At 49.5% G+C, this 21241-nt stretch carries 15 protein-coding genes and 2 tRNA genes; 8 read left to right on the forward strand and 9 right to left on the reverse strand.

The window, feature by feature from the left end; all coding sequences use genetic code 11:
• Positions 1-321: 321 nt before the first annotated feature.
• Positions 322-1158: a CHRD domain-containing protein gene (locus tag EL628_RS07575; protein ID WP_161975332.1), complete on the forward strand. Its 837-nt coding sequence runs from the start codon at positions 322-324 to the stop codon at positions 1156-1158.
• 204 nt (positions 1159-1362) lie between these two features.
• Here EL628_RS07575 and EL628_RS07580 read toward each other — a convergent pair whose 3' ends face one another.
• The gene (locus EL628_RS07580; RefSeq protein ID WP_126579354.1) at positions 1363-2043 is read right to left on the reverse strand and encodes a glucosaminidase domain-containing protein; all 681 of its coding nucleotides are present in this window, start codon (positions 2041-2043) and stop codon (positions 1363-1365) included.
• 255 nt (positions 2044-2298) lie between these two features.
• Here EL628_RS07580 and EL628_RS07585 point away from each other — a divergent pair, with 255 nt between their 5' ends.
• Complete coding sequence (locus tag EL628_RS07585) at positions 2299-3492, forward strand: acyl-CoA dehydrogenase family protein (RefSeq protein ID WP_126579355.1); 1194 nt, start codon at positions 2299-2301, stop codon at positions 3490-3492.
• Positions 3493-3606: 114 nt separating this feature from the next.
• Here EL628_RS07585 and EL628_RS07590 read toward each other — a convergent pair whose 3' ends face one another.
• The 7 genes from EL628_RS07590 to EL628_RS07620 all read right to left on the reverse strand — a co-directional run bounded on the left by EL628_RS07590 (position 3607) and on the right by EL628_RS07620 (position 12128).
• Positions 3607-4260, reverse strand: coding sequence for a hypothetical protein (locus EL628_RS07590; RefSeq protein WP_126579356.1), 654 nt, complete (start codon positions 4258-4260; stop codon positions 3607-3609).
• 132 nt (positions 4261-4392) lie between these two features.
• On the reverse strand, positions 4393-5091 hold the full coding sequence (locus EL628_RS07595) for a P-loop NTPase family protein (protein WP_126579357.1): 699 nt from the start codon (positions 5089-5091) through the stop codon (positions 4393-4395).
• A gap of 435 nt (positions 5092-5526) precedes the next feature.
• The gene (locus tag EL628_RS07600) at positions 5527-6330 is read right to left on the reverse strand and encodes a YveK family protein (protein WP_126579358.1); all 804 of its coding nucleotides are present in this window, start codon (positions 6328-6330) and stop codon (positions 5527-5529) included.
• A gap of 101 nt (positions 6331-6431) precedes the next feature.
• Entirely contained in the window at positions 6432-7574 is a 1143-nt protein-coding gene (locus EL628_RS07605) for a glycosyltransferase (RefSeq protein WP_126579359.1), read from the reverse strand.
• 62 nt (positions 7575-7636) lie between these two features.
• Positions 7637-9253 carry a sugar transferase gene (locus EL628_RS07610; protein WP_126579360.1) on the reverse strand — a complete coding sequence of 539 codons (1617 nt, stop codon included), beginning with the start codon at positions 9251-9253 and terminating at the stop codon, positions 7637-7639.
• Between the two features lie 18 nt (positions 9254-9271).
• Positions 9272-10477, reverse strand: coding sequence for a glycosyltransferase family 4 protein (locus tag EL628_RS07615; protein WP_126579361.1), 1206 nt, complete (start codon positions 10475-10477; stop codon positions 9272-9274).
• A gap of 346 nt (positions 10478-10823) precedes the next feature.
• Complete coding sequence (locus EL628_RS07620; protein WP_126579362.1) at positions 10824-12128, reverse strand: zinc-binding metallopeptidase family protein; 1305 nt, start codon at positions 12126-12128, stop codon at positions 10824-10826.
• A 253-nt stretch (positions 12129-12381) separates the two neighbouring features.
• Between EL628_RS07620 and EL628_RS07625 the strand changes: the two genes are divergently transcribed.
• The 5 genes from EL628_RS07625 to EL628_RS07645 all read left to right on the forward strand — a co-directional run bounded on the left by EL628_RS07625 (position 12382) and on the right by EL628_RS07645 (position 18217).
• A complete protein-coding gene (locus EL628_RS07625) occupies positions 12382-14793 on the forward strand; it encodes a Stp1/IreP family PP2C-type Ser/Thr phosphatase (RefSeq protein WP_126579363.1) in 2412 nt (803 codons plus the stop codon).
• 280 nt (positions 14794-15073) lie between these two features.
• Positions 15074-16864, forward strand: a complete 1791-nt coding sequence (gene aspS, locus EL628_RS07630) for an aspartate--tRNA ligase (protein WP_126579364.1) — start codon at positions 15074-15076, stop codon at positions 16862-16864.
• Between the two features lie 246 nt (positions 16865-17110).
• Positions 17111-17533: an ArsR/SmtB family transcription factor gene (locus tag EL628_RS07635; protein ID WP_218028886.1), complete on the forward strand. Its 423-nt coding sequence runs from the start codon at positions 17111-17113 to the stop codon at positions 17531-17533.
• Between the two features lie 288 nt (positions 17534-17821).
• Positions 17822-17897 (forward strand) — tRNA-Arg (locus EL628_RS07640).
• A gap of 244 nt (positions 17898-18141) precedes the next feature.
• Positions 18142-18217, forward strand: a tRNA-Arg gene (locus EL628_RS07645).
• A 179-nt stretch (positions 18218-18396) separates the two neighbouring features.
• Here the strand turns inward: EL628_RS07645 and leuA are convergent.
• Entirely contained in the window at positions 18397-20118 is a 1722-nt protein-coding gene (leuA, locus tag EL628_RS07650) for a 2-isopropylmalate synthase (RefSeq protein ID WP_126581900.1), read from the reverse strand.
• Positions 20119-20298: 180 nt separating this feature from the next.
• Between leuA and EL628_RS07655 the strand changes: the two genes are divergently transcribed.
• Positions 20299-21141, forward strand: coding sequence for an ROK family protein (locus EL628_RS07655; protein ID WP_161975333.1), 843 nt, complete (start codon positions 20299-20301; stop codon positions 21139-21141).
• Positions 21142-21241 lie beyond the last annotated feature (100 nt).

A 21241-nucleotide genomic window follows, 5' to 3' on the forward strand; every position in this document is an offset into this window, starting at 1 on the left:
TAGCCTGTTCTTTGCGAACAGAGAGCACAGGTGCCAGGAATGTCTATGGTCTACGCAACCCTTATGATACACGTTTTTGCCTTGTCAGGTCAATGTCTCGTTTGAGAGCAAGCCTTGTTGTTTTCTGTAGCCCCACAGATGTTTTTTGGTAAATGTGTATTAAAAAAGTATCAATGTTTTTGGAAGTAAAAGCATAAGAGAATAATTTTTATGTATCTCAATTTGCCATTAGAAGAATTAGTAATTATAATATGGGCGCGGCGACGCAATTATAGAAAAGGAGTTACTATGCTTAAGAGATATTTTGTTAAGCAAAGATGTATGAAATTCGCTTTACTTGCGGGGATGACCACCCTATTCCTTAGTGGTTGTGATACAGGAAATTCGGCCAACACAACTGCAACACCTACGACTGCTCCGGTGACAGCAGCGAATGCGGTGATTAAACATGCCCCATCGGGGACTGTCACGGCAACATGGGATCATACCACCCATCTGCTCAACGTTCATGCTGCACTGACCGGACTGGCCCCAAGTAGTAGCCATCCTGTCGCTATTCTAGAGGGGACCTGTCGAAAACCAGGGAAGACCGTCTATCAACTGACAACGATTAAGGCCCAACCGATTGGTTTTGCCGATGCGGTGACTAAGATTAAAGATGTCGCTGATGGTATTCCAGCCACTGGTTGGTCGGTTACTGTGTTCAATGGTCCTGATCTCAGCAGTGCAACTCAATCTGAGCCGATCAGTTGTGCAGATCTGGTGAACGCTAAGTCAGACAAGAGTGTTAATCAGGCAGCTCAGGCGACCCTATCCGATGCCTTTGTGCCTGATCAATCGGTGAGCGGCACTGTTCAGCTTAATCTGAATAACAAGCAATTGACCGTCGTCCTCAATGTAAAGGGTCTGGCACCGAACTCCAAGCATATGGCGCATATTCATACGGGGAGTTGTGCGAGCCAGGGGGCGGTTGTCTATCCTCTGAAGCCGTTGCAGGCTAATGCGGCGGGCGAGGTCAATTCAACGACGGTTATCTCCAATGTGAGCGAGATTCCTCCTAGTGGATGGTATGTGAACATTCATCGTGGAGACGATAATCTGAGCGCACAAAGTGATTTTGATCCTATTGGCTGTGGCGATATCACTCCTAATCGCTAACATAAGCAAGTTATAGGGTCAGTGTTCTGGTACGAGAGCTTGAAGTCGTGTTTTGCGATGGAGAAGCTCTCGTTTTTTTATGTATGTCTGGTATGAAGATATCCGTCCTCATCAATCATCAGACAACGTTGTGTATTCAGGTGGATAACTCAATTAGCGGGCAGTCAAGCGTTTGATCAAACTGTTCCGTAGCCATAGAAGATGTCACTTAGGGAAATCAACATAGCCACTGCGCCATAAGTCAACCAGAGATTTCACTGTTTGAATATACTGGCCCTCATTATTATTATCTCCTGCCGGTGCATACACAGGGATAATCTGATCTACTGTTGTCAGTCCCAACTGATGAATATACAGATCATAGAGAAGTTTGTACCAATCAGCGATTCCTGCATCCCAGGAGGAATAAGCGCGATACCCTGATACATTAGCATACCCTTTTGTCGCGCGAATATTTCCCAGCGAGTGCGTCGTACGGGCTACTCCTTGCGTCCCCATATGGCTCTCCTCCATAAAAAAGGCGAGTGCATAGGCAGGATCAATCCCATATTTAAGGCCCTCATCATACAGAACCTGCCCTTTTCCAGCTGCGGGCGAGTGATGATAGGCCAGGACCTGATTCATAAAGTCAACGGAGAGTGTTGGTTTGCCAGTAATGAGATAGGCAGGATCTTGCGTCGTGATGGAATGAGCCGGGGGCTGAGACGATGTTCCAGACAGAGATTTTTTCTCCAGAAGAATGACAATAGAGGCTAAAAGTACGAAGCCAAAGAGCATTACCAGCCATGATGGGAAAGAGGAGCTTCTACGTCTGCGCCGATAGACCCGTTTGCGCCTTGTTGTGAGCGGACTACGATAGGTACGACGCCGATAGACTTTTGGCATGATCGATCTTCCTATTATTTAAACAATACGGGTATGTCTCATAGTTTAAAGCAAACATATTTTTTTGTGAAGCCATAATCTTATTTTTAGATGGGTATGTCCATCGATTCTATCACGAAGTGATGTTTCAGCCTTTTGAGAGGGTTTGAAACGATGCTTTCAGCTACTCTTTGTGCGCTATAATAATAGTGCTGACCTAACGAGTGTAGCAATAATGAAGCAGAATAGCAAGAGCGTAATAAGGAAGGGTGAGGTATGTCTCAGGCAGAGAATGAGCGTCTGGCTAAGATGCCAGCCGCAACGGACCTCTATCAGATCGATTCATTGCTCAGCGAAGAAGAGCTTCTTGTGCGTGATACAGTGCGACGTTTTGTTGCTGAGCGGGTCAAGCCCCAGATTGCAGAGCATTTTGAGGCTGGAACCTTTCCGCAAGAATTAGTTCCCGAAATGGCAGAATTGGGGCTCCTGGGTATGCATCTCGAGGGGTATGGCTGTGCTGGCATGAGTGCCGTCTGTTATGGGTTGGCATGTCAGGAGTTGGAGGCAGGTGATAGCGGCCTACGTTCATTTGTCTCTGTCCAGGGCTCGTTAGCCATGTATCCCATCTCTGCCTTTGGTTCTGAAGAGCAGAAGCAGCGCTGGCTTCCAGGGATGGCGCGCGGTGAAATTATCGGATGTTTTGGGTTGACAGAACCGGATTATGGAAGTGATGCAGCCCATCTGACTACCAGTGCGCGACGCGATGGTGATGTTTATATACTGAATGGGACCAAGCTGTGGATTACGAATGGCAGCATTGCTCATGTTGCCATTGTCTGGGCGCGAGCTGAAGATGGCGTACGTGGCTTTCTCGTTGAGCGAGATACGCCTGGTTTTACCACCAGCACGATCTCACATAAACTCTCGTTGCGGGCCTCTGTCACATCGGAGCTACATTTTGCGGATTGTCGCGTTCCTGTAGCCAATCTGCTGCCCAATGTACGAGGGATGCGTGGCCCACTCTCTTGTTTAAATGAGGCGCGTTATGGAATTGCCTGGGGCGTCAATGGAGCTGCTCGTACCTGTTATGAGACGGCGTTAACGTATGCGCGAGAGCGCCTTCAATTTCAGCGCCCTATTGCCAGCTTTCAATTAGTGCAACAAAAGCTGGTTGTCATGGTCACTGAACTCGTCAAGGCAGAGCTACTGGCACTCCAATTGGGGCGTCTGAAAGATTCAGGGAGGCTCCATCCAGTGCAGATCTCGTTGGCAAAGCGCAATAACGTTCGTGAAGCTCTACAGACAGCCAGAGAGGCGCGAAATATTCTGGGTGCCAATGGGATTACCCTGGAGTATCCGATCAGTCGGCATATGAATAATCTTGAATCGGTCTTCACCTATGAGGGGACCGACGATATTCATACCTTAATTATCGGCCAGGCAATTACAGGAGAGAATGCCTTCGCTTAGCTCGTGATCCGCACCTTTGAAAGGGAGACGGGCCGTTCATAAGATGACACTCTATCGTCAGAGTAGTATGAATGTCTATGAACGGCTCGCATCTATTCCTGTTGATCCTGTTTCTTAACGACAACTGGGAGCGCCAGGACCAGGGCCGATATCATTGCCATAATCATCGATTTTCCAGTTGTTATTATCGTTGAGATCCTGCTGTAATGTTAATTTTAATGGATATGTTTTTGAGAGCTTGCTGCGCGTAATGGTATAAGTAAAGCTCTGGCTGGAGCCCTGATTGACAGCGCTTCCATTCACCTCAGCATAATTACTGACTGGCCCGTAACAATTTTCAATCGCCAGGGCCTGCTGTTTAAATTGTTCTTGTGAGAGGTGGATACGAATGCCAGGGCCAAGGTCACTATAAGCTTGATCGTAATTTTTATTTGTTAAGGCAGCGAGAAAATCTGTTGCTGTCGTACTGGGACCAGAGCCAGCGATCAACCCATTGGCTAGAAAATAGCCAGCGGTACAGGCGAATAAAGCAGCAACAATAAAAATGCTCCCGAGAATAACAAAACGGCGACGAACATTTTTTTGTGGTGCCGCCTGACGCTTTGGCCGTGGGACACGTGCAATCTCTGGCGCCGTATCCAGGCGAGTCATGCCTGGAGGCCGTTTGGGGATGGCTCTTTGCTTGCTTGTTCCATTGAGGGCCGCCAGGTGTTCTGAGGGCCTCTCTCGCTCCCAGGGGCCACCATTTTGATCAGGTCGTCCTTGCATTGTATCTCCTCCACTTAATTACAACATATCTATAGAGGCAGAATAGAGCAACAATATGTCGTAGCATCTCAGGGCTGCTGCTCTCTGCACGCTTCCATTTTTTGATCAGCATATGTTCAGCAAACAATGTCATCAGGCATCGAGCAGGATCACGCCTGTAAGATGAGCATGAGCACGTTCGAGCTGTTCCCGAGCGAGCCGGGACTGTTTGCGCGTTGTCTGACCAGAGGCTAATAGCAGGAATGTTTGATCAACGCAAGCACTAATAGTTGCTGCATCGATCTGAGTAAGCACTGGTGCGCTATTAAAAATAATTAGTCCAGGTTGTGTCGTTGTTGTCGCCAGAAAGTGACGAAGGCCCGGCAGCAGTTGAGAAAACGTGGCAGTGAGAAGGCGACTCGTCTCATAAAGTGGCTGCGTTCCTGAGCCTGCGCCCAGCAGAAAAAGGTGAGGTATAGAAGTCTTCGTAATAGCCTGACTTATCTGTATCTGCGTCTGGTTTGCAGTGAGATCATCTATCTGTAAGAGGTCGCTTAAGCCGGCAGTAGTAGCCAGACCAAAGCTCTGCGGCAAACAGGCCGTTGTGAAATCAGCATCAACTAGCAAGGTAGGCGTGCCAGTCTGCGCTGCGGCAATGGCAATATTGGCTACGGCAGTTGCACGTTGAGTATAATCGGTTGGAGTGGTGAGCAAGAGACTGAGTTGTTGATGCTGCTCTTGATCCCAATTGAAACGAATATTGGCGAAGGCTGTCGCAAAGGCTGTGCTATAGGCTGTGGTGGCAGCATAATCAGTTAATAAAGCGACAGGCTCTGGTGTCTGTTTCCTCACGGAAAAGCTCCTTATTGCTTGTCCGCAACAAATGAGCAGAAAGGTGAGAAAAGAGGAGGTGTTTTCCTTTTTTAACTCAGTAAAACCTTTGCTGCTAACATCTCGTCGCAGGACTCTTTCTACTATAATGGCTTATTTTTTGGCTGTCAACAATAGCTTATCTTTTGGCTGTCAGCAATGGCTTATTTTTTGGCTGTCAACAATAGCTTATCTTTTGGCTGTCAACAATAGCTTATCTTTTGGCTGTCAACAATAGCTTATCTTTTGGCTGTCAGCAATGGCTTGTCTTTTGGCTGTCAACCGGTCTGATTTTCTGGTGGGGTTGATGCCAGGGGTGCGAATGGAACGACCAGAAGAGGAAGGTTCTCAAAGAGACCAGCCTTCCCAACTGGAAGGGCTGATCTCTGTGGGGTCTCTCCCTGAAGTCCATACGGTTTAGCTGCGAGATAGTGATGTCTTACCTGTCGTCTTTGGGGCTGGTGGGATGCGACCATAGATGGGTAGCTCTAGCAGTTGAGCCACTTCTTCAGCCTGATAGATACGATCGTCCAGATATTCAACCAGGAAGGCCAGTGCAATCCCAACGATCAGGCCAACGACAAGCAAGAGTAATGGAAGGAGCGTCTTTGTCTGAGCTCCCAGAGTTGCTGTGGGCTCGCTGGCATCAGTAACGACCTGAGCTGCTGCGAGAGGAGAGGTGGACTGATCACTGTTAGAGCGCACCTCATAGTCGAGATAATGAGAGATCTGATCGTGGCTGACCTCTCCAACTGCATGAGCAATTGCCCATGCACCGACCTGTGCATTCCAATTGACCTGAATCGTCACCAGCCCATGTGTTCGAGAGGCTGAGAGCGCTCCTGCAATTGCCCTGGCGTTCTGCCAATCTCCCAGGTCTGCCTGTGAGCCATAGAGGGCGGTAATTTGCGTATGATCATCCCTTAATTGTTGGACAATCAACTTTCCAAAATCCTCAGAGTTGAGAATAGGGCCTGTCGCAAACTCCTCAGCCAGTGCCTCATTGACGGTTATATAGTCTGCATAAGTGGCAGTAGTAGTGGCTGGAGCAGCCTGAAGGCCAACGCGTAAGACAATGCTGGAGCGATACGTTTTGAATTCGCCGAGGAGCTTATGTGAGGAATAATAAAGGTAGCCAGCATAGATGCTTACCACTGCAACGACCAGGAGAATAACCCAGAGTCGCCGCCTGAGAATCTGCCCATAGGCGCGTAGTTCCACGTGTAAAACCCTTTCTTGCAGGGATAGCTTGTTGTCATGAAGAAAAAATAATCGCTATCGTGCTATAACAACATAATCATCAACAAAATAATCATCTCGTACTAATGGCGTGGGATGGCGGTCCGTTTCTGGGTCTCAGCCATCTCCTCATGAGATCCATTCATCCTGGCCTCAATAAATTGGAGCATGCGGCGCTGGAAGCGAGGAGTATCGAACTCCAGAGCATGATTGCGAATAGCCTGTGGATCAAAGGCTCGTTCGTCAAAGCGTGCCAGGACCTCGGCCAGGCTCTCTGCTGTCTGTTGATGAAAAAAGGTTCCGGTGCTTCCCTCCACAACCGAGGCCAGGGCTCCCCCCTGCCCATAGGCAATCACAGGGCGGCCACATGCTTGAGCCTCCAGCGGCGTAATCCCAAAATCTTCCTCCCCTGGAAAGAGAAAGGCCCGGCAATGGGTCAGGTATTGTACCACCTCAGCATCGGATAATTTTCCCAGAAAGCGAATAGTTGGCCCGGCTAATTTTTGTAGACGTTCGAGATCGCGTCCACCGCCAATGATCACGAGAGGCAACTGAAGTTGATTGCAGGCCTGGATTGCCAGATCGACACGTTTATAGGGGACAAGTCGGCTCAGAATCAAGAAATAATCGCCTGGCACAACCGTTGGATCAAATGGGAAACGATTGGCCTCGACGGGTGGTGGAATATAGACTGCCTCGCGCCGATAATATTTTTGAATGCGCTCAGCGACAATTGGTGAATTGGCAATAAAATGATCGACCCGCATCGCGCTTGTCTGATCCCAGACGCGTAGACCAGAGATCAAAAATGGGAGGATCGAGCGTGAGAGCTTGCCCAGTTGTTCGCGTTCTACATACTCCTCATAGTTCCAGCACCAGCGCATGGGGGTATGGCAATAGCAGATATGCATCGTGCCAGGGCGGGTGATAACACCTTTGCCAAAGGCACTGGAACTACTCAGGACCAGATCATAGCCCCGCAGATCAAGGTTTTCCATGGCAAACGGATAGAAAGGCAGATAGGGCTGATGGTGTTTTGTAACCATAGGGAGCTTCTGCATAAAGGATGTTCTGATATCAATCTTCCGAAACGCTGGGTCAACCCGTTGTGGATCATAGATTGATGTATACAGCGGTGCATCTGGAAACAGCTCATGGAGGGCCAGCACCACCCGCTCGGCCCCTCCCATCTGGTTTAAGTAATCATGAACTAAGGCTACTTTCATCGCTCGATCTCCTATCTATCTCCTCATATCCTCGCCTCTGCCCTCCACGAAGTAAGCTCTACCTAATAGGCTCCACGGCTAAAGAGAACAGCTGGAATGGTGCGTAGAAGAATCTGGAAGTAGAGCCGTAACGACCAGTTCTCGATATAGTAGAGATCCATCAGGACTCCTTCATCAAAACTGATATCGCTACGACCACGAACCTGCCAGAGGCCGGTCAGGCCGGGTTTAATGGCCAGGCGACCTTTCTGCCATTCTTCATATTGTGCAACCTCACGAGGAACAGGGGGGCGGGGTCCAACCAGACTCATCTCACCCTTGATGATATTGATGATCTGTGGGATCTCATCCAGGCTGGTGCGACGAATAAATGCCCCGAATGGCGTGCGGCGAGGATCGGATTTCATCTTGAACAGTGGTCCCTGAGCCTCATTCTGTGTTTGCAATTGCATTTTGCGCTGCTCAGCATCTTGATACATTGAGCGGAACTTATAGATCCCAAAATGCTGGCCATTGAGTCCAACGCGCGTCTGTTTGAACACAATCGGGCCAGGCGATGTAACCTTAATGATCAGCGCAATCAGTAACCAGAGTGGAGAGCCAAGCACCAGGGCAGCCGTGGCCACAGTGATATCTACCACGCGGGTCACGATCCTTTGAGCAGTATTGAGGGAGACCTGACGGATACCGATCAGAGGAATGCCCTCGATCGTCTCCATATCAATGCGTGAGAGGCTAAGCTCATACAGATCAGGAATCAACTTAAAGGTCGTGCCAAGGCGTTCGCACATCTTTACACTTCGCACCGCATGCTGATTCATATTGGATGGTAAGGCAATAATCACCTCATCAACCTGCATTGAACGGATGGCAAGGCCAAGATCATCGATCGTTCCCAACATTTTAAAGCGGCCAAAATCGCTAGGTGGCTCATTCATATCATGCAGGAAACCAACGATAGAAAAGCCCAGGTTGGGATTGGCTGCAATATGCTGCATAATCATCTTGCCCAGGCGGCCAGAACCGACAACCAGCACACGGGTCTCGCCCAATCCAAGGCGATAGAGCATGCCCATGACCCCTGAAATGATCAAGCGACCCAGGCAAAGAATAACAATCACCGAGACCCACACAAAAGGCACCAGCAGACGAGAATTAGGAAACGTTGTGCTCTGATCTAACTGATTTGAATTCTGGAATGCAAAGTAGTAGGCGATGAGAAGAGCGATTCCAATCGTCGTTGAGTTCAAAATGATCCAGGCCTGATGAAACCAGCTCCCCGTCAGGCGGATATAGTAGAGCTTTCGTGTTGCGAAAATAACAATCAGTCCAATCACCATACTGACCGCCATAGGGTAGAGTTGCTGAGGGTCTGGCGGTGGGAGTGGCTTAGGGGTATTTCCCAACAAATGATGTTGAAGCGCCCTTACAACCGGGCTATTCAACAAAAGATAAAAGCGTACCCAATACGCCAAAGAGACGGCGGCACTAATCAAGATAGCATCCAGGATGAGCATAAAGATGCATTCAAAGATACGCCACTGTCGTCGATTTGAGCGTCGGCGGGAGATCGCTTTCGTAATAGGTCCGGTTGCCCCGCTGATCATCTCGTATGCTCCTGTCCCGGGATTTACATGCGGTGAAGGAGATCCTTCAGTCTGATTTACAATTCGAGCCATTTTTATACTATCTCTTCATTATTGAACAGACGATATACGATAGTGAGCCCCTCCCCTGGATGTATGGAGATGAGCGGCATGTTCATAAGCGGTGATAGTCTGAGCAGCCATCCTTTGAGCCGAGAATTTTTGTGCTACCTCCATAGCCTGCTCCTGACATCGCTGGCGGAGCACTGTATCTGTGAGAGCCTGATACAGCGCTTCAGTAAGAGCGGCTGGCTGGTCTGGATCGACGCAGAGGGCCAGCCCTGCTCCCGCCTCTGGTAAACTAGAGCTATTCGATGTCACAACAGGAGTGCCACAGGCCAGGGCTTCTGCTACAGGAATACCAAAGCCTTCATACAGAGAAGGGAACACAAAAGCCCCGGCAGCCTGATACCAGAGGGCCTGCTCATCATCTTGCACAAAGCCGGGAAAAAGTACTTCAGATGTCAGGCCCAGCGCCTGAACCCTGGCAAAGATTTCATCATAGAGCCAGCCTTTGCCACCAGCCAGCACCAATTTTGTTTTAAGCGTATAGTTTCGTCGCAATTGAGCGTAGGCATCAAGCAGAGCAGGAATATTTTTGCGCGGTTCTAAGGTTCCAAGATATAAAATAAATCCATCAGTCAGATTATGGCGAGCGCGGAACTCCTGAAGCTCTTGCTCAGAAGTGGATGGAGAGAAACGGGTATCAATGCAAGGATAAATAGTCTGCATCTGCTCCAGAGGAATACCCACCAGATCGTGTGCATCCTGTCGGGTGCTCTCTGAGACCGTGATCAGCAGCGTAGCTTGCCGAAGACTACGAACAGTAAACGTTTTATGATAGAAACGTTTTGCTCGTGTGAGCACATGAGGAAAACGTAAGAATGCAAGATCATGTAAGGTAATAACCGATGCACAGTCGGCAGGTAAAAATTCTGGTCGCACATTGACAGGCGAATGGAGTACATCGATCTGCCTCTGTTTGAGCAGTGAAGGGAGCGTAAACTGCTCCCAGGCCACCCGCAGAGCCGGTTTTTCTTGCGGCCACGCAGCAGAGACATACACAATCTGAGGATGAGTGGGCAGGCGTTCGATAACCTCTTGCCCATTCACAAAGACTGTATAGTGATGTTTATCTGGATGAGCACTCAATTGTTCTGGCAGTGCCGTCAGCAGATAGCGGATATAGCGGCTGACACCGCCATTGCGATAATTCTGTTCGTAGGATAACAACTGAGCATTGATGCCTATGTGCATACTAGTCGTCTTCTCCTCGTGAGACTTCCAGTACGAATACCTTCACTGGTACTGACGATTCTATAACGTTACTGGTCTTCCCAGGTCGCTATTGCTATATAACGTCTTTGATTTTTGTCTGGTAACAGACTTCACTTCTTTATTGATGAGAAAGTGTCTGTCCACATGTATAACGTACTGAAGATAGATGTCGTTTCCTCTTTACCATTAGTGCCCAGGTATGTGCACACCATCCAGTATACTCTCTATCGCCTGGTATGGCATAGTAGATGACCTGTAGATGGCCCTATTGGCTTGATTGACTGCTATCAATATCGCCTGAACAATGAATGAAGATAAGATTGAGTTATGAGACTGTTTTTGGATGCCCGAGTTGCCAGATGAGAATGGCAAGCTGTTTGGCAAGTGCGCTGATCTGTTTACTCCCTGGAAGATCATCATCAACAACGTTCTCTTCTATTAACGCTACAATAACGGGCATTTTGAGCCTGCTGAGAGGAAATGGTCCAGCCGTCCATGGGAGAAGCGCGGGACGTTGTCCATAGGCCTGAGTCGTCGCCTGGATCGCTGATTGGACAAAAGAGGCCTGTAGAGGCGTCTGTACTGGCGCATAAGAGAAGTGCCGACTGATCTGGAGATCTGTAAAACCGTGTTCCTGCCAGTGTTGCTGTGTCTGCTGAAGAACGGTCAGTGGATCTTGATCTGGTAGCAGACAAAAATGGAGCCGGGCCCTGGCCAGAGCCGGAATCTGTTCGCTGCCATTGGAGGGAGTATCAGTGAGCAGGCTGGTAATGGTGCAAGCAGGAGTAAGAAAGTGCGTATAATGCAGGCGGGAAGCTTGCAGACCAAGCAACCAATGGCGAATCTGCCATGAGGCCGGAAGCGTCTCCATAGCAGGTGGAAGCTGAGCCAGCTCCGCAATCAACTCATCAGCGGGCATGGAGATAGCATCATAGAAATTTTCGAGCAGGATATCCTCACGTGCATCTTTCAGACTACTCAGAGCCCAGAGGAGACGCCAGGCTGCATTGGGTAGGACATTCCCATACGATAATGGCAGGTCATGCTGCGCTGTTTGTAGCTGTACCTCCAGCGAAAGAGAGCCCTTACAGCCAAGGGCCAGGAGGGGAGTTGGACCGGGCTGTGGCAGACCAACATCTTGCGTGAACCACAGGCAGGATTGAGCATTAGGACAGAGCCCCCCGAATGTCTCCAGGGCTTGAGCAAACTGCTCTACTGGATCAAGCATGGCCTGAGCAGCGACCATATCTGAAGATGCCTCATACAGTAGCCACGTCAATGGAAAGGGGAGTGCCTCTCCCACCTCTTGATAGGATAAAATGGTGAGAAGAGAAGCAAAGAGAGGAAGCAAAGATTCCGGCTGCTCGTTTTGATAGGTCAGACCGAGTAGAAGCGTATTGGAAAGAAAAGGATCATCAGTAGTTGAGAGAAGCGTGCAATATCTGGAAAAACGTACCCCCTGGGGATGGGCCTTCAGTCCACATTGGTACGCTAAAGCCAGGAGCCCCTCTTGTAAGTTCTGCCGTGGGAAAGTATTATAGTGAGTAAGGAACTGCTGGAAAATGGTTGGTGGAGATTGACACTGCCTCTCCACTGCCGACAAAAGCATCTGATAGGCTGATGGAATCATAGGGCTACCTCCGTCTGGCTTAAACCAACTGTGCTAGTACCGTAGGCAATCCCTTGCGTGCCTAGATGTGAAAGAGTATACTCAAGTGCAGTGAATGGCATAAGTACGTAGGCGAGCGAGAAGATCGCAACAACGGAAATGTGCATTGCGTTGCGTTTTTTTCTGCATCGGTGTATTATAGCCGAAAGTTTTAGTGCCTGCCTAGAGGCAGTATGCACAAATCAACAGCTACTGAATACGGGAGAGAAGCGCGTTGTCCAAACAACTTCGGCTTGATGTCGCACAGCTAACAGATGTTGGCCGCAAACGTCCCCATAATGAAGACAATATGGCCTATGTCATCCCAAAGGATGGCCAGGTTATGGCCCGAAAGGGGGCGCTCTTTATTGTGGCTGATGGCATGGGGGGGCATGCAGCCGGGGAAGTAGCGAGCGAGATCGCAGTAGACACCGTCACCAACGTCTACTATCAGGATGATAGTCAAGAGGTCCCTCCCTCTCTCATTAATGCGATCAGACGTGCAAATGCACTCATTCACCAACGTGCGGCTGAAAATGTGCTACGTAGTGGAATGGGAACGACCTGTGTGGCCGCAGTCCTTCGTGGCAATATGGCCTATATTGCCAATGTAGGAGATAGCCGCGCCTACATGATTCGTAATGGGCAGGTGCATCAGATTACGCAAGATCATTCGTGGGTGGAAGAGCAGGTCCGCGCTGGCTTGTTGACCAAAGAGCAGGCGCGCTCTCATGCGCAACGCAACGTCATCACCCGTTCATTGGGGACCCAATCCGAGGTAGACGTCGATATTTTTACAGAGATGCTTGAGGAAGGTGACTCCCTGATCCTCTGTACTGATGGACTCTCTGGTTTAGTGAATGAAGATGATCTACAAGCGATTGTAAATCAATATCTTCCCCAGGAGAGCGTCTATTATCTTGTTGAGCGGGCCAATGAAAATGGCGGATCTGATAATATCACTGCCATTGTCGTTCGTGTTCAGGAGATCGGCTGGAACGAGTTTACGAATGCTCGCTATCCTGTAACGGCGGGTGGACGAGGCGGCGTGGATGAAGCTACCGCTCCCCTGGGAAAAGTCCCCACCTCGACGCTTGGCCTACCACGAGGGGCTGATACCCGTGTGCCAGGCGCGCTCTTTCAGATACCCGGAACAGGGCCATTACCTTCCTATCCCAATACTACTGCTCCCCTGTCAAAATCTGCCCTGCCAATGCGTCGAAAGCGCTCACGGCTTCTCTATCCAACACTGGCCCTCTTTATCGTATTGATTGTTGCCCTGGTGGGGAGTGGGATCTCTTATTTTCTAGGATTACCGGCGCAGGCAGATCAACTTTTGAGTGATGCTGGTAAGCAGATAGAGCAGGCCAAACAAGAATCAACGCAGAACCCCACAGAGGCACTACAAAAACTGGTGAATGCTCAAAAAGAGTTGCGGTCGGTGCAGATCAATGCATTGAGCGGCGGTCAATCCGATCTGCTTGCACAGAGACAGAATGATCTCACAAGTGCATTCAAAAAGACCATAAGCGATTACAATACACAGGGTTTGATCTCTGCATTGCCCTGTGGAAATTCACCACAAACGACCCAGATCGAGAATGCGAATACCGCAGCCACCACTGTAAGCGGGCTGGCGCAATTGCAGCAGGGAGATAAAGCCATCTCATATATGGTTGGTTCAGATCATATCCTGTACAGAGTTGATGATCAGCAGAAACTGATGAATGCTGCCATAACCAACATTGTCCTGACGGCCAGCGATAACCAGCACCTCTTTAGTTTATCTCAGACCGGCACTGCGCCTTCTAACTATACGTTGAAGATGTATAGCGCAGGCGATGGCGGCAAATTAAACGATCAAGGAACATGGTCGGTTCCCAATGATCTGGTACAGAATGGGTGGTCACCTGCCTTTTTGACGGTTTCACAGAACGATGTCTATCTTATCCTCACATCGAAAACGACTGCTAATCAGGCCTGGATACTCACCTACGCGGCAGATAAGCCAGGCGATGCCCTTCAGCGTATGAATATCTCAACCTCTGTAGACCTGTTGAGTGTAGCAGCTGAGCCGGACAGACAACTCTTTTTGTTGTATAGCAATGGGAGCGTGCAGAGCTTGCAGTTGAACCCGGGTGCGGCACCAGTCAATGTGCCTGTGAGCAGCCCGATCAATGTGCCGATTGGAGTAGATGGGAAGAACTTGAGCTGGAATACTTCAATCGCGACACCTATTCCACAGTCAACGCAATTTTTAACGATACCAGGAGCAACGGTCCCTGGTTCGGCGTTTCTCGTTGGAGGATCTATCGGGGGCGAGTCTCATCTTTACGTTGTCGATAATACCAATCATCGCGTCATAGACCTTACCTTTCCAAAGGGCTCGAATGTGTCGATTGCAGCTCCAACATCACAGACTGCCACCGTTACTCCTCAGGCGACGGCATCCAGTACCAAAACTCCGGAGACTATTCCAGGGGCCAGGTTGGTTCGACAGTATGCTTCACCCCAGACGATTACGCAGGTTAATAGCATGCTTATAGATGCAAGTGGAACACATCTTATCCTGCTATCACAGGCAGGTGGAAAGAAGCCAATGCAGAGCTCGTTGGAGACAAATCCAACCCAGAGCTGTAGTTCATAAGGATTGACGGCACGTGCCACAATAAGAGAAAGATATTCCGGCTTCTGTTGTTCTCAGCAAGAGATGTACGGGATTGCACCTCTGGCTGAGATGCAATCCCGTTTCCCTATCCTGTCGTTTTACTGGTCGCTGAGAAGGAGAGAAGAAATTGTTCTCGTGTGCATAGATTCTATCTGCCAGAGAAGGCGCAGACCAGAGAGGGCGTATTCTGGGTACCTGGGTGCACCAGTATCTGGAATAGACTGGTATCTGGGCACACTGTTAAAGGAGTGATAATCACGTGGGTTTTGAGGTGCAGTATCGTACACATACGTGTGGTGAATTAAATACAGATGCGGTTGGCAAGCAGGTTGTGCTGGCTGGTTGGATTAATCGTAGACGCGACCATGGTGGTCTGATTTTTTTGGATCTGCGCGATCGTTATGGTCTAACACAGGTAGTCTGTGATCCTGAGCGTTCGCCTGAGGCGCATAAAGTGGCAACAGAGCTCCGTTCGGAGTATGTGGTCCAGATCAAAGGCAGTGTCGTTCGTCGTGCGGTTGAGAACGAGAACCCCAACCTGAGCACAGGGAAGATTGAGTTGCAGGCAGAGGCTATCGAGATCTTAAATGCCGCCCGCACTACTCCCTTCCCAATTACCGATAATGTGCAGGCTGATGAGTCGCTGCGCTTGAAATATCGTTATCTTGATCTGCGCCGTCCGAGTATGCGCAATAATATTCTCTTGCGTCATCGTATTGTGAAGATCATGCGCGATTATCTAGACGAGCGAGCATTTGTAGAGGTTGAGACCCCTGTCTTGATGAAGAGCACACCGGAGGGAGCGCGCGACTATCTTGTCCCCAGTCGTCTCTATGAAGGTGAGTTTTATGCTTTGCCGCAATCGCCTCAGCAGTTAAAGCAGTTGCTGATGGTTGCAGGTCTGGATCGTTATTTTCAGATTGCCCGCTGCTTCCGTGATGAAGATCAGCGAGCAGATCGCCAGCCAGAGTTTACTCAGTTGGACGTAGAGATGTCCTTTGTCTCTGAAGAGGATGTCATGTCTCTGATTGAGGATCTGTTAATCACCTTGATCGAGAAAACAACGAAAAAGCGCATTAAGCAGCGCCCATTTCCACGTTTAAGTTTTGATGATGTCATGAGCCGTTACGGCACAGATCACCCTGATCTGCGTTTTGGGCTTCCCCTTGTCGAGATTACAGATCTGGCCGCCGCAGGTACCTTTGGGGTCTTTAAGAGCGCGCTGGCGGCTCAGGGGATGGTCAAAGGGATTCGTGTCCCCGGTGGTGGGAGCTATACCCGTAAAGAGATTGATGAACTGACTGAATTTGCTCGTACGCTAGGAGCAAAAGGGTTAGTCTCATTGGCGATCAATGCCAGCGGCGAGATTAAATCGCCTTTGACCAAGTTTATGAGCGCTGAAGAGGTGCAGGCGATTATTGAGCGCCTGGAAGGTCAGGCTGGCGATCTGTTGCTCTTTGTTGCTGATAGTGCCAAAGTCTGTAATGATGTGCTCTTCCGTCTCCGTACAAAGTTGGGAGAGCGTTTGAAGCTCATTGATCCAGACGAGATGGCTCTGTGTTGGGTCGTTGACTTCCCTCTCTTCCACTATGACGAAGAGGGGCAGCGTTATGATGCCGAACACAATCCGTTCTCAGGTATGGATGAGGCCCATATTGAGCGTCTGGATAGCGATCCACTGCATATTCGCGCCAGGCAGTACGATATCATCTGTAACGGCTTTGAGATTGGCGGTGGTAGCGTCCGTATCAATACAGCGGCCCTTCAGCATAAAGTCTTCTCATTGATGAAAATGGACAATGAGCAGATTCAAGAGCAGTTTGGTCATATGCTTGAGGCCTTCGAATATGGTGCACCTCCCCACGGTGGTATTGCTTTGGGGGTTGATCGTCTGGTAATGCTGTTTGCCGATGCCGATAGCATTCGCGAAGTCATTGCGTTCCCCAAAACACAGAGTGCAATAGATCTACTAATGGGAGCTCCTTCACCCGTTGAAGAGAAGCAGCTACAGGAGTTACATCTGCTTGTACGTCATGAAGAGAAGCGTTAAAAGCTCATTCTATCAGGAGAGCAGGCTACCGTCTCAAAAAGAGATGGTAGCTTGTTTTTTTTGTCAAATACACAAGGAGAGGGAAAGTGGAAGATGAGTGCTATGTGAGCTCAAAAAAGTAGATGTAATATGTTTGTGTGGAATAATTTGGATTGAGTTCTATAATAATTGTAGGTATACACATACCATATGTCACGAATCTATTGTAGGTTTTACATCCGGTTGGGAGGATGGAAGGAGAAGAAAATGACGTCAATGAATCAGGGGAATGTCAATCGAGGGGCAGCGCCAGTGCCAAATCCAGCCAATTCAGTGGGAATGCTCAATCGTCAGAGCGCCGCACTCAATGCGCCAGCGGTGGGAATAGCGCCAAAGTTTGTTCCAACCCTGAGCGAAGAGGATGCGGTCTCCCAGGCTCGTCTGCTTAAAGCGCTTGCTGACCCTACTCGTTTGCGCATCCTGAGTCTATTGAGCCGGCATGAGGGAGAGGTGTGTGTCTTTGAGATTGTTGAGAGCTTTACCCTTGAACAGCCAACAATCTCACACCACCTGCGTATTTTACGCGATGCAGGCCTGGTTGATTGTCGTAAGAAGGGATTGTGGGCCTACTATTATGTGCGCCGTGAGGCCTTGAATCGGGCTCGCGATATTATTGAAGGGCTGGCCTGATCAGAGCGAAGGTGTGCGGACCACTCTCTTTGATACTGTATAGTTGTACAGTAGACAGTTGTAGGGCGTGGAGGTTTTTTTCTTAAGGTATTATTTGCCACTCGTGGATATCGTGTTTGAAAACCATAAAGCAGTAACGTTTTTCTAGCAAAAGATGATCCTGTATTTGGAACTGGTAAGCCCATAGAATCACGAGTTTACGGGTGGCGTGGTAAAACCTCTTGACAAAGTCGCTAAAATACGGTATCTTACAACACGTAAACGACGCCACTATCTGGCGACAAGTAAGTACCCGTAGCTCAGTGGATAGAGCGACAGATTGCGGATCTGTAGGCCGGAGGTTCGACCCCTCTCGGGTACGCCAGTTGAGGCACCTGCTCATAACGAGTAGGTGCCTCTTTTGTTATGATTTTTGCTCCTGGTGGACAATCACAAAGCCAGGACAAAAGTGAGACAGATTTCTGGCGGCAGAGAATATTGGTCATGAATATGCTTGACGTAAAGTGCTTTCTCTGGTATGATACATCCATCGAACAAAGCAACATATTCCAGTATACCGACTGAGGTTTCTTGGAAGGTCGGGGGTAAAAGCATGTTCGGTAGCGTAAGTACCCGTAGCTCAGTGGATAGAGCGACAGATTGCGGATCTGTAGGCCGGAGGTTCGACCCCTCTCGGGTACGCCATAAGAACAGGTTAATGAAAGTTAGCCTGTTCTCTTTTTTTGCGATTATCTCTTCTTGTACTGGTGAGGCTGGTCATGGATGTTGAGGGAGAGCCCCCAGCGGTGACTGTCGTCCTGATCTGTGCCTCATGAGGCACAGATCAGGACGACAGTCACCGCTGGGGAATAATCTTTCCACCCTTACACGCTTATTTTGTCATAGGTACTGTCTGTCTCTTTACGGGTTGCGCGGACTGAGCGGTTGACGGCGCTGACGAGGGCTTTAATCGAGGTCAGTTCAATATTCGTCTCAGTGGCGGCCCCAAAGTAGCTCTCACCTTTGTCATTCTGAATCTCGATGTAGGCTGCTGCTCTGGCCTCTGCTCCCTGACTAAGAGCGTGTTCGGAGTATGAGCGAACAGTAAACTGCACGAGCTTCGTCTGATTGAGTGCACGTGTAAAGGCATCAATAGGTCCATTCCCCCGGGCTCTGAGCTCATGAATCTGACCCTCGTGGCTTACGCGGGCTACACATTCGACGGTCTCATGATTGAGGAGATCGACTTCCTGAACAGTGCGGAAACTCAGGATCTGGAACGGGCCCCGTGGCTTGAGATATTCGTGCTCGAAGGTCTCGAGAATCTGACGGTTAAGAATCTCTTCGCCTGTTTCATCGGCCAGCCGGTTGATGATTTTACCGAACTCTATGCGCATAGCTTTGGGGAGCTGATAGCCATATTCGCTCTCCAGAACATATGCCACACCGCCTTTGCCAGATTGGGAATTGATACGAATAATCGCTTCATAAGAACGCCCCAGATCCTTGGGATCAATGGGTAGATAAGGGATCTGCCAGAGCGCACCCGGCTCAGGATCTTGAGCGGCCATCCCCTTGTTGATTGCATCCTGATGGGAGCCAGAGAAGGCAGTGAAGACCAGCTCGCCAGCATAGGGCTGACGAATGGGGACTTCCAACCGTGTACACTTTTCATAGACGGCACGAACTGCATCGATCTCGCTAAAATCGAGGAAGGGATCTACACCTTGAGTATACATATTCAGTGCGAGCGTAACGATATCAACATTGCCTGTGCGTTCACCATTGCCAAACAGCGTCCCTTCAACGCGATCTGCCCCGGCCAGCAGGCCAAGTTCTGTGGCCGCTACCCCGGTTCCACGATCGTTATGAGTATGGAGGCTAATAATGGCCGTTTCACGATTGCGCAAGTGGCGACAGAACCATTCAATCTGGTCGGCATGAACGTTAGGAGTTGAGATCTCGACGGTAGCAGGCAGATTTAAGATAATTTTATGCTCTGGTGTTGGTTGCCATACATCCACGACGGCCTCGCAGATCTCCAGGGAAAACTCAATCTCTGTCAATGAGAAGCTCTCGGGCGAGTATTCAAAGGTGACCTCTGTGCCTGGGAGCGTTGGAAGCAGCTCTTTGACGAGTTGGGTACCGCGCGTGGCGATCGCTATAATCTCAGGTTTATCCAGGCCAAATACAACGCGTCGTTGAAGCGGAGAGGTCGAGTTATAGAGATGGACAATGGCTCTGTGGGCTCCGTGAAGTGACTCAAATGTGCGACGAATCAGTTCCTCGCGAGCCTGAACCAGAACCTGGATCGTAACATCCTCAGGAATATGGTTTTCTTCAATCAGGCGGCGGATAAAGTCAAATTCGATCTGTGAAGCCGAAGGGAAGCCCACCTCAATCTCTTTAAAGCCCAGTTGGACAAGGAGTTGAAACATTGCTAGTTTTTCATCTATTCCCATTGGAATGGCTAGCGCCTGATTGCCATCACGTAGATCAACGCTACACCAGGTAGGCGCAGTGGTGATCGTTCGTGAGGGCCACTGGCGATCAGGGAGATGAATCTGTGGGCAGGGCTGGTATTTGGTAATACGTCCTTTTTGCATGCTAGAAATACGTGGTACTCTCTCATCCATCTGAAGGATACTCCTTTTTTAGTGGTAAAGACCAGGGGATTATGCGTCATTGATTTTTAAGTTAGTATAACATGCTGATCCAGTGCTGACTTCTATCTAGAGGTAGATACTTTGACCATTCTTTTTTTGTACATCTTTTTGATGGAGGAAATGATGACGAACTATATCTGTATTGATGTTGGAGGAACAACCACGCGCATTGCTACGGCTGAGAGTTCTGAACGGGCTGAGATTACGATAGTTGAACGTTTTCCCACTCAGGCGAAGTATGAGCTACAGCTTGAGGCGCTTCACTCTATTCTTGTCCAGATTGGTCAGCCAGCGGGGATAGGCCTTTCATTGGGGGGACAGATGGCTCGTGATGGACGCTCTGTCGCCGTCGCTCCTAATCTACCTGACTATGTTGGGCAGCCTCTGGTGGAGACCCTGGAGCAGCGCTGGCACTGTCCTGTGCGGCTGGGGCATGATACCGTCTGTGGTCTGCTGGCCGAAAAAAACTTTGGAGCTCTTCAGACCAGTGAACGCTGTGCCTACCTGACCCTTTCGACCGGAACAGGGGCAGCAATCTTCTTAGGATCGCCGGGTCTGGCAATCTCGATTGAGATCGGGCATCAGGTACTGGATAGTAATCCACTGATCTGCCTCTGTGGTCAGATCGGTTGTTTGGAGACGTGTACTGGCGGGCGACAGCTAGAGCAGCGCCTGGGCTATGAGCTGACCCGGATCGTGGATCATGGCTTCTGGGAGCAGTATTGTGAGAAACTTGCCATCGGGCTGGTTAATCTAGCTCATCTCACACGGGTCGAACTGGTGGCCGTCAGTGGCTCCATTGCCTTGAAGAACGAGTTTCTCCTGCCTCTTCTCCAGCGAAAGATCGACGAACGCCTGTTAAATGCGAGATTAACCCTGACGTCAGCGCTTCTGGGCGAAAATGCTCCTTTGATTGGAGCACTGGCCCTCTTGCAGACCCCGCCTGAGCGCATTCTGCATTAACAAAGGACCATTCTCGCGATTTTGGCGGACCATTTGTCCTGGCTCCTTATTGAAATGCTCGATCGCCCGATAACTCTTCTATAGAGACTTTGCGACACAA

The sequence above is a fragment of the Tengunoibacter tsumagoiensis genome (assembly GCF_003967535.1).
GTDB classification, from domain to species: domain Bacteria; phylum Chloroflexota; class Ktedonobacteria; order Ktedonobacterales; family Ktedonobacteraceae; genus Tengunoibacter; species Tengunoibacter tsumagoiensis.

What these genes read in the sequence shown, in the direction of transcription:
- EL628_RS07575 (WP_161975332.1), top strand. Translation starts at nt 322, where the DNA reads ATGAAATTCGCTTTACTTGCGGGGATGACCACCCTATTCCTTAGTGGT.
- EL628_RS07580 (WP_126579354.1), bottom strand. Translation starts at nt 2,043, where the DNA reads ATGCCAAAAGTCTATCGGCGTCGTACCTATCGTAGTCCGCTCACAACA.
- EL628_RS07585 (WP_126579355.1), top strand. Translation starts at nt 2,299, where the DNA reads ATGTCTCAGGCAGAGAATGAGCGTCTGGCTAAGATGCCAGCCGCAACG.
- EL628_RS07590 (WP_126579356.1), bottom strand. Translation starts at nt 4,260, where the DNA reads ATGCAAGGACGACCTGATCAAAATGGTGGCCCCTGGGAGCGAGAGAGG.
- EL628_RS07605 (WP_126579359.1), bottom strand. Translation starts at nt 7,574, where the DNA reads ATGAAAGTAGCCTTAGTTCATGATTACTTAAACCAGATGGGAGGGGCC.
- EL628_RS07610 (WP_126579360.1), bottom strand. Translation starts at nt 9,253, where the DNA reads ATGGCTCGAATTGTAAATCAGACTGAAGGATCTCCTTCACCGCATGTA.
- EL628_RS07615 (WP_126579361.1), bottom strand. Translation starts at nt 10,477, where the DNA reads ATGCACATAGGCATCAATGCTCAGTTGTTATCCTACGAACAGAATTAT.
- EL628_RS07620 (WP_126579362.1), bottom strand. Translation starts at nt 12,128, where the DNA reads ATGATTCCATCAGCCTATCAGATGCTTTTGTCGGCAGTGGAGAGGCAG.
- EL628_RS07635 (WP_218028886.1), top strand. Translation starts at nt 17,111, where the DNA reads ATGACGTCAATGAATCAGGGGAATGTCAATCGAGGGGCAGCGCCAGTG.
- leuA (WP_126581900.1), bottom strand. Translation starts at nt 20,118, where the DNA reads ATGCAAAAAGGACGTATTACCAAATACCAGCCCTGCCCACAGATTCAT.
- EL628_RS07655 (WP_161975333.1), top strand. Translation starts at nt 20,299, where the DNA reads ATGATGACGAACTATATCTGTATTGATGTTGGAGGAACAACCACGCGC.